At 61.6% G+C, this 7937-nt stretch carries 8 protein-coding genes; 2 read left to right on the forward strand and 6 right to left on the reverse strand.

The window, feature by feature from the left end; genetic code table 11:
* Both prmA and VJ604_RS06015 read left to right on the forward strand, forming a co-directional pair.
* The coding region (gene prmA / locus VJ604_RS06010) for a 50S ribosomal protein L11 methyltransferase (protein WP_324080648.1) at positions 1 to 660 on the forward strand (660 nt) is incomplete at its 5' end.
* Between the two features lie 3 nt (positions 661 to 663).
* A complete protein-coding gene (locus VJ604_RS06015; protein ID WP_324080650.1) occupies positions 664 to 1407 on the forward strand; it encodes a 16S rRNA (uracil(1498)-N(3))-methyltransferase in 744 nt (247 codons plus the stop codon).
* 1 nt (position 1408) lies between these two features.
* On the opposite strand, the gene VJ604_RS06020 is transcribed toward VJ604_RS06015, so the two are convergent.
* The 6 genes from VJ604_RS06020 to mqnE form a co-directional block, all read right to left on the reverse strand.
* Positions 1409 to 1741: a hypothetical protein gene (locus VJ604_RS06020; protein WP_324080652.1), complete on the reverse strand. Its 333-nt coding sequence runs from the start codon at positions 1739 to 1741 to the stop codon at positions 1409 to 1411.
* A gap of 112 nt (positions 1742 to 1853) precedes the next feature.
* Positions 1854 to 2552, reverse strand: coding sequence for a DUF72 domain-containing protein (locus tag VJ604_RS06025; protein ID WP_324080655.1), 699 nt, complete (start codon positions 2550 to 2552; stop codon positions 1854 to 1856).
* 490 nt (positions 2553 to 3042) lie between these two features.
* Positions 3043 to 4173, reverse strand: coding sequence for a ribonuclease D (locus VJ604_RS06030; RefSeq protein ID WP_414652395.1), 1131 nt, complete (start codon positions 4171 to 4173; stop codon positions 3043 to 3045).
* A 203-nt stretch (positions 4174 to 4376) separates the two neighbouring features.
* On the reverse strand, positions 4377 to 5429 hold the full coding sequence (hisC, locus tag VJ604_RS06035; protein WP_324080659.1) for a histidinol-phosphate transaminase: 1053 nt from the start codon (positions 5427 to 5429) through the stop codon (positions 4377 to 4379).
* Positions 5430 to 5586: 157 nt separating this feature from the next.
* The gene (mqnC, locus tag VJ604_RS06040; protein ID WP_324080661.1) at positions 5587 to 6651 is read right to left on the reverse strand and encodes a cyclic dehypoxanthinyl futalosine synthase; all 1065 of its coding nucleotides are present in this window, start codon (positions 6649 to 6651) and stop codon (positions 5587 to 5589) included.
* A gap of 196 nt (positions 6652 to 6847) precedes the next feature.
* Positions 6848 to 7924, reverse strand: coding sequence for an aminofutalosine synthase MqnE (gene mqnE, locus VJ604_RS06045; RefSeq protein ID WP_324080663.1), 1077 nt, complete (start codon positions 7922 to 7924; stop codon positions 6848 to 6850).
* Positions 7925 to 7937: the final 13 nt, after the last annotated feature.

The raw sequence follows: 7937 nt of genomic DNA on the forward strand, positions 1-7937 counted from the left end.
GTCTACCATCCCCCGGTCATCACCGTGATCCGGACCGAGGACTGGGCAAACAACTGGAAGGTCCACTTCAAGCCGGTACGCATCGGCCAGCGGCTGGTCATCAAGCCGACCTGGGAAGAGTACCAAAAGCAAGCGGCAGACTTGGTGATCGAGATCGATCCCGGCATGGCCTTCGGGACCGGTGCGCATCCGACCACCCGCATGTGCCTGGAGTCGATGGAGAGGATCTGCTTTGAGGCATGCGGTGGCAAGCTCCCCCGCCGCCTGCTGGACGTGGGGACCGGTTCCGGCGTGCTCAGCATCGCCGGCGCGCTGATGGGGGCCGAGGAGATCGTCGCCATCGACATCGATCCGGAGGCGGTCCGGGTGACCGAGGAGAACCTGGCACTCAACAAGATCACCTCGGTCGCGACCTCAACGACGCCGCTGGAGAAGATCGAAGGGGAGTTCGGCGTGGTGGTGGCCAACATCCTGGCCGAAGAACTGGTGCGGCTTGCCCCCGAGCTGATCGCGACGGTGGCGCCGGGAGGCTGGCTGATCCTGTCGGGGATCCTGACCGAAAAGGAAGAGTTCGTGCGTGCGGGCTTCCCGGAGCTTAGCCTGGTGGAGAATCCCCGGGACGCGGAGTGGAGCTGCCTCACCCTCAGGAAGGCGAGCTAAGCGATGCGGAACTTCTTCCTGGGGGACAACCAGGTCTCAGGCGACAGCGTCACGGTGACCGGCGAGCTGTACCGCCACATGGCGCGGGTGCTCCGCCTGAAGGCGGGGAGCGAGGTTGGGCTGACCGAGGAGGGGGGCCGCCTGCTGCAAGGGGTCATCGAAGAGGTGGGCGCCAAGAGCCTGACGGTTCGTATCACGCGGGAGGAACAGCCTCGCGAGGAAGAAGCGGGGGTGCGGATCACCCTGTACCAGGGGATGCCGAAAGGGGAAAAGCTCGACCTGATCCTGCAGAAGTGCACCGAACTGGGGATCGCGCGGATAGTTGCCTTCGAGGGTGAGCGCTCGGTGGTGAAGCTCAGCGGTGAGCGCTCCGCTTCACGTCTGGAGCGCTGCCAGAAGATCGTCCAGGAGGCGGCCCGGCAGTCGGGTCGCCTCTCCCCTCCCGCCGTCTCGCTGGGCGGCAGCCTGGATAAGGTCCTAAAGGGAGCGGACCAGTCAGTGAAGCTTCTTTTGTGGGAAGATGAACACAGAAACGGCCTTCGGGCGGCCTTGCAGGCACACGCGCAGCCGCCCGAATCGGTGGCCATCGTGGTGGGGCCGGAAGGTGGGCTAACCGCCGAGGAGGTGGCGCGGGCGGTGGAGAGCGGCTTCACCCCTGTCACCCTGGGGCGCCGCATCCTGAGGACGGAAACCGCCGGCCTCGCCATCCTCTCCATTTTGCAGTTTCACTGGGGGGATATCGGCTAGGCTACTTGACCAGCCAGACCACCAGGGAAGAGATGGCGAGCAGCAGGGAAACCACCGTCGCCACGGTCAGCATCTTCTGCCTGGCCACCACCACCTCCAGGGCCTTGGTCAGTTGCTCAACCCGGCCGGCGGTCTGCTGGAGAGCATCGGCCAGCCTGAGGTTCTCCTCCCTGAGCGCGGCCAGTTCCTCGTACGCGCTGTGCTGCCCTCCCGCAATGAAGTGCTCCTTGACCCGCTCTACCAGGTCCACCACCGCCGGCGCGTTCTGAACCATGCGCGCCCAGGGGACGTTGGTCGCCGCGGTCTTGATGATCTTCCAGATTACTCCCGCCATGTTCCCTCCTTAGTCGCAATTCGACCGTTTACCAGCCATGTCTTCCTCGCCCTGTTGGGCCGGTCCGACGGGTCCGACAAGTCCGACAGGTCTGGGAGTCGGAGAAACGGCACTATCCCGCCAGCTCCAGGAACCTCTTTGCCATCAGCGGCCCCTTCGCCGCGTCCTCGTGCTTGAAGAAGACGAAGGCGTCCTGCCAGCCTGCTTCCCTTACCCGTTTGACCCAGCTCTTCAACTCGGCAGCGCCGTAGTCCTCGCGCCGAAGCCTCAAATAGCCCCAACTCGCGGTGGAGACGAAGGGAACCTCCACGTGCTCATCGGCCTCGGCGATGCACATCGCGGCATCGTGGCGACGCAGCAGCGCGTAGACCTCTTCGTCGAACCAGGATGCATGCCGGAACTCGAAAGCCACCCGGCGGCGCGGCGGAAACAGCGCGAGAAAGTCGCGCAGCCGCGGCAGGTCCTTTTTCAGTCCGGGCGGCAACTGAAACAGGAGCGCGCCCAGCCTGACACCCAGCACCCCGCTCACCTCGACCAGATAGGAAACCGAGTCGTCGGCATCCAGTAGCCGCTGGAAGTGGGTGATCCGCTGGGGAGCCTTCAGCACGAATTTGAAATCGGCCGGCACCTCGCCCGCCCAGTGCTCCAAGAGCGGAAGGGTTGGCATCCTGTGGAAGGTGTTGTTGATCTCCACGGTCCGGAACATGCCACCGTAGAAGTGAAGCATCTGCTTATCGGAGAGATCCTGCGGATAGAAGGTCCCCTTCCATTCCGGGTAGGAGTAGCCGCTTGTGCCCACATAAAGGTTCATACCTCACCTCACAAGCCCTCCCGAGATCTTCAGTTATACATCATGGCAAAGAAAGTCACAACGTTTTCTAATCATGAATCAGCCGAGCGGCACCGTTGTCTGATCCTTGATCAGGATCTGCGCTAACGGCATCCGTGTTGTGACATCCGACCGATGAAAGAGGAAAGGCAGCGCCCGTGACAGCATCCGCACTCAATCCTTCGCTTCTCCAGCCACTTATAAGAAGTTTATAGTTCTTTGCGGGATTTTAAAAGAGTCGACTCTCCCCCCGGAGATCGGTTGTGTGAGGGAATTCCTCCGGAAATAACTGCCGCCACAAGTCGAAGTACTGCTGAACCATTTGCGGGGATAGGGGGGCCGGAGGGACAGGGGGAGTTGCCGTGGAGTGAAGGTGTGTCGGTGAATAGAGTCAAAACGGTATCGGAAGCTGCAAAAAAGGCGGCACTCCTCTCGGAATGCCGCCCTTTTCTCTCCAATTGGAGCGACAGTTTCAGCCGATAAGCCCGGCCAATTCGTCTCCGAAGGCTTCCCGCTGCCAGCGCTTGAGCAGGGTCAGCTGCGGCGAGGCGGGATCGGCGAGGGCTTCCAAAAGGGTGTTGTTGGCGACCAGGCCAACGCCCAGCCCCAGTTCTGCCGCCTTACCCTCGCGCCAGACCTTGAGTTTTTTGACCCGCTCATCCTGCAGCCGGTCCAGGACCGGCCGGCGCCCCGGCTGCGCCTGCGGCAGCTTCTCCTGGGGAACGGCCAGGCCGGCACTCACCGCCTGCAGCAATCCCCGCCCCAGCCTCTCGATCAGCTTACTGGACATGGTGTGGATACCGACCAGCTCGAAGTTGTTGCGCGGCTGCTTCTCGGCGAGCTCCCGCAAGAGGTCGTTGCCCAGGATCCGGAACGGGGGAAGATCTGCCGCCTTGGCCTTCTCGTCCCTGAAGCGCAGCAACTCCTCCAGCACCGCGAGCTCCCGCGGCTTCATCTTGTTGGCACCCTTGAAGCGGAGGCACATCAGTTCCCCTTCGCGCGAGGCGTAGCGGACGCCGGCCACCAGTTCGGATTCCTCCTCCACCCAGGCCAGCCTCCCCTTCGCCTTCAGCTCGCTTTCCAGCTGACGGTAAAGCTCGATCAGCAGGGAGGTGTCCTTCATCGCGTATTCCATCATCTCCCGCGACAAGGGGCGCTTGCTCCAGTCCGCCTTCTGGTAACGCTTGTCCAGCTCCACCCCGAAGCGCTTCTTGAGAAGAGCGGCCAGGCCGAACTCGCTTTCGCCCAGGAACTGGCTGGCGATCATGGTGTCGAACATGTTCACCACTTCGATGCCGAAGTCGCGGTAAAGGGAGCGCATATCGTAATCGGCGCCGTGGAAGATCTTCTTGATGGCGGGATTGGCGAAGATGGGGGCGAGGGCCCGGACATCGAGGGAGGCCAAGGGGTCGATGAGGCGAGTCTCGGAGGTCGAGGAGACCTGGATCAGGCAGACCTTCTCCGCGTAGTGATGCAGGGAGTCGGCCTCCAGGTCGAAGGCAAGCACGGTCTCCTGAGAGAGGCGCTCGACGAGCTGATTGAGGGTGGATTGGTCAGTGACCAGTAGGTCAGAAGCGGGATTGTGTCGCCCGTTAGTTTTTATCTGCAAAAGTTGCCGTCCGTTTCCGCATCTTGCATGCTATCTGTTGGTTTTCCGTACAACCCGACAAAGATTACAACCTTTTCACTTTGGAATCAAGTGATAGTGTCCAATTTTCTCGTTGCTACTGCTGGCCTCTTTTTACCTGTCCTGTTGTCACCCCTCGCCGCTTCAGGTGAGAGGGGCAGGGGCGAGGGGTTGTGCTTCTACAGGGGGGTGGCTGCGATCTCGCGCAGCGCCTCGATGGTGCGCTCCATCTCTTCCCTGGTGCCGATGGAGATGCGCAGTCCCTGGCGAAGCCGCGGGTCGCTGAAGTGGCGCACCAGGATCTTGCGGTCGTAGAGACCCTGGTAGACCTTGGCCCCGTCCTGGTCAGGAGGAGTGGCGAAGACGTAGTTGGCGCTGGAAGGGATCACGTGGTAGCCAAGCTTCACCAACTCGGCGGTGAACCACTCGCGGGTCTCCTTGATCCTGGCCACGCAGGAAAGGAAGTACTCCTGGTCGCTGAGAGCGGCGACGGCAGCCACCTGGGCCAGACGGTCGACGTTGTAGTGGTCGCGGATCTTGTTCAGCGCCGCGATCACCTCGGGCCTCGCGATGGCAAGTCCAAGCCTCATGCCGGCCAGCGAGTAGCTCTTCGAGAAGGTGCGGGTCACCACCACGTTGTCCATCGAGCGCACCAGCTCCAGCGCGTTCTCGTCGGCGAAGTCGGCGTACGCCTCGTCCACCACCAGCACGCCGGTCAGCCGCTTGGCGAGCTTGGCGATGAACTCCTGCGAGAAGGTGAAGCCAAGCGGCGCGTTGGGATTGGTCAGGAAGAAGAGGCGGCAGTCGTATCCTTCCGGCAGTTCCAGCTCGAAGCGCTCGTTCAGCTCGAAGGTCCGCACCCGTGCACCCTGGATCTCGGCCAGGGTGCCGTAGTACGAATAGGAAGGATGCACGTAGGCGATCTCCTCACCTTCGCCGGCAAAGGCGCGGATCAGGTTGTTGAGGACCTCGTCGGAGCCGTTGGCCAGGATGATCCAGGAGGGATCGAAGCCGTACAGCCTCCCCGCCTCCTCACGTGCCAGCGAGCTCGCCGCGTCCGGGTAACGGCGCAGCCCTTCCCCGGTCTCTTTCAGGATCGCCTCGATCACCCGCGGCGAAGGCGGGTAGGGGTTCTCGTTGGTGTTCAGCTTGATGTAGGAGGCTGCGTCTTGCGGCTGAAAGCCGGGCACATAGCCGGCCATCTCTGCGATGTTCTTCCGCAGGGTGATCATGACAACTCCTTCTTTCCCTATGACTGTGTGGGGGATAGATCAGCGGTAATCGGACGTCGTTGGTCGCTCTGAGAGACTGATCCGGGGAACTTACTGACTATAACCAAAAGCAGGTAGTAAAGTAAAGCGGCGGAAGCGTTTACGTCACCGCTTTTATTCAGTACCGCTCAAGTTCTTTGTAGAGCGTCGTCCTGCGTACCGGGGTGAAGCCGGCCCCCTTGATGAGGGCGATCATCTCCTCGCGCGACATCCGGAAGCGGCAACCGGCCGCCGCGACCACGTTTTCCTCCAGCATGGTACCGCCCAGGTCGTTGGCCCCGAAGAAGAGCGCCACCTGCGCCATCTTGGCACCCTGGGTCACCCAGCTTGCCTGCACGTTCGGTACGTTCCTCAGCACGATCCTGGAGAGGGCGAGCACCTTGAGGTACTCCACGCCGGAGGCGGTGGAGCCGCCCAGCTCCGTGTTGCCCGGCTGGTAGGTCCAGGGGATGAAGGCGGTGAAGCTGCCCCCTTTCGCCTGCAGGTCGCGCACCCGCATCAGGTGCTCCACGATGTCCTCGTGGCGTTCGCGACTGCCGAACATCATGGTCGCCGTGGTCGACATCCCCTGGCGCGCCGCCTCCAGCATGACGGCCGCCCACCCCTGCCAGCCGATCTTCTTGGGGGAGATCTCGGCGCGCACGCTGTCCACCAGTATTTCAGCGCCGCCGCCGGGGATGGAATCGAGGCCGGCAGCTTTCAGGCGTGCGATGGTGTCAGGGAGCGAGAGACCGGAGACCTCGGCGATGTGGGTGACCTCGGCCGGAGAGAGCGAATGGTTCTGGACTGACGGGAAGCGCGACTTGATCTCCCGGAAGAGGTTTTCGAAGTAGTCGATCTTGAGGCCGGGATGGAGGCCGCCCTGCATGAGGAGCTGGGTGCCGTCCTGGCCCACCAGCTCCTGGATCTTCTGCAGGATCACCGGGGTCTCCAGGAGATAGGAATCGTCAGCGCCGAGGTCACGGTAGAACGCGCAGAACTTGCACTTCGATTCGCAGACGTTGGTGTAGTTGACGTTGCGGTCGACCACGAAGGAGACGCAGCCCTCCGGGTGCATCTGCTTACGGATGTCGTCCGCCAGGCGTCCCACCGCCAGCAGATCACCCTCGGTCAGGCACCAGAGCGCCTCCTCAGATGTAACATCTTCGCCGGCAGCAATCTTTCTTTTTATTTCATTCAACATCACAAAATCCTAAGTCAAAGGCTTTTATTTAACAGGGATGAAGGGGATAAAGGGGATAAAACCAAAAAGGATAAAAGCTTAAAAGATTATGTTCTGGTTAAAACAGTACTTAAAAAACAAACTGCTCTATCTTAGTTTTAGTCTTTGCTTTTATCCCCTTCATCACCTTCATCCCTGTTGAAAATGTCTTCGTTCTTTAGTAAACCCGCAATTCTCTATACAGTGTGTCTCTTTCCACCGGAATGCGCCCGGCCTTGCGGATCATGGCGATGATGGCGTCCCGGCTCATGGCCTGCGGGGTGTCGGCTCCGGCGTCGTGCCCGATCCGCTCCTCGACCACGGTGCCATCCAGATCGTTGACGCCGAAGGCCAGGGAGACCTGGGCGATCTTCTCGCCCAACATCACCCAATACGCCTTGACGTTGGCGAAGTTGTCCAGGTAGATGCGGGCGACGGAGAGGGTCCTGAGATCGTCGACGCCGCTGGTACCGGAACCGGCGAGCTTCAACTGCGAATGCTCCGGCTGGAAGGCGAGCGGGATGAATACCTGGAAGCCGCCGGTGCGATCCTGCAGTTCCCTCAGCTGCCGCATGTGATCGACCCGGTCTGCGACCGTCTCCAGGTGGCCATACAACATGGTCGCGTTGGATTTCAGCCCCGCCTCGTGCACCTGTTCCATGATGGCCAGCCACTTCGCCCCACTGATCTTCTCGGGGCAGAGCTGGTCGCGCACCTCAGGCGCGAAGATCTCGGCGCCCCCACCGGGCAGAGAGCCAAGCCCCGCCTGCTTCAGGCGCTCCAGGGTCTCGGGGATGGACAGTTTGGCGAGGTCGGCAAGATAGGCTATCTCCACGGCGGTGAAGGCCTTGACGTGCAGGTCGGGAGAGACGGCCTTGATGGTGGAGAGCATCTCCAGGTAGAACTCGAAGGGGAGATCGGGATGCAGGCCGCCCACCACGTGAATTTCGGTGGCGCCCTGGCCGACAGCCTCCTGCGCGCGCGTCCTGATCTCGTCCAGCGACATCAGGTAGGCGCCGGGCTGCTCAGCGGTGCGGAAGAATGCACAGAAGCGGCAACGGTTCACACAGATGTTGGTGTGATTGATGTGGCGGTTGACGTTGAAGAAGACCTTCCGGCCGTTGCGCCTCTCGTTGACGGTCTGGGCCAGGTCGCCCAGGGCCAAGAGGTCTTCGTGACCGTTGAGGAACAGGGCCTCTGCTTCGTCAATCCTGCCGCCGGCAAGGACTTTTTCCGATATCGATGCGAAAGTCATCATAGGGGTTCCA

This window comes from Geomonas sp. (genome assembly GCF_035254065.1).
Classification (GTDB): domain Bacteria; phylum Desulfobacterota; class Desulfuromonadia; order Geobacterales; family Geobacteraceae; genus Geomonas.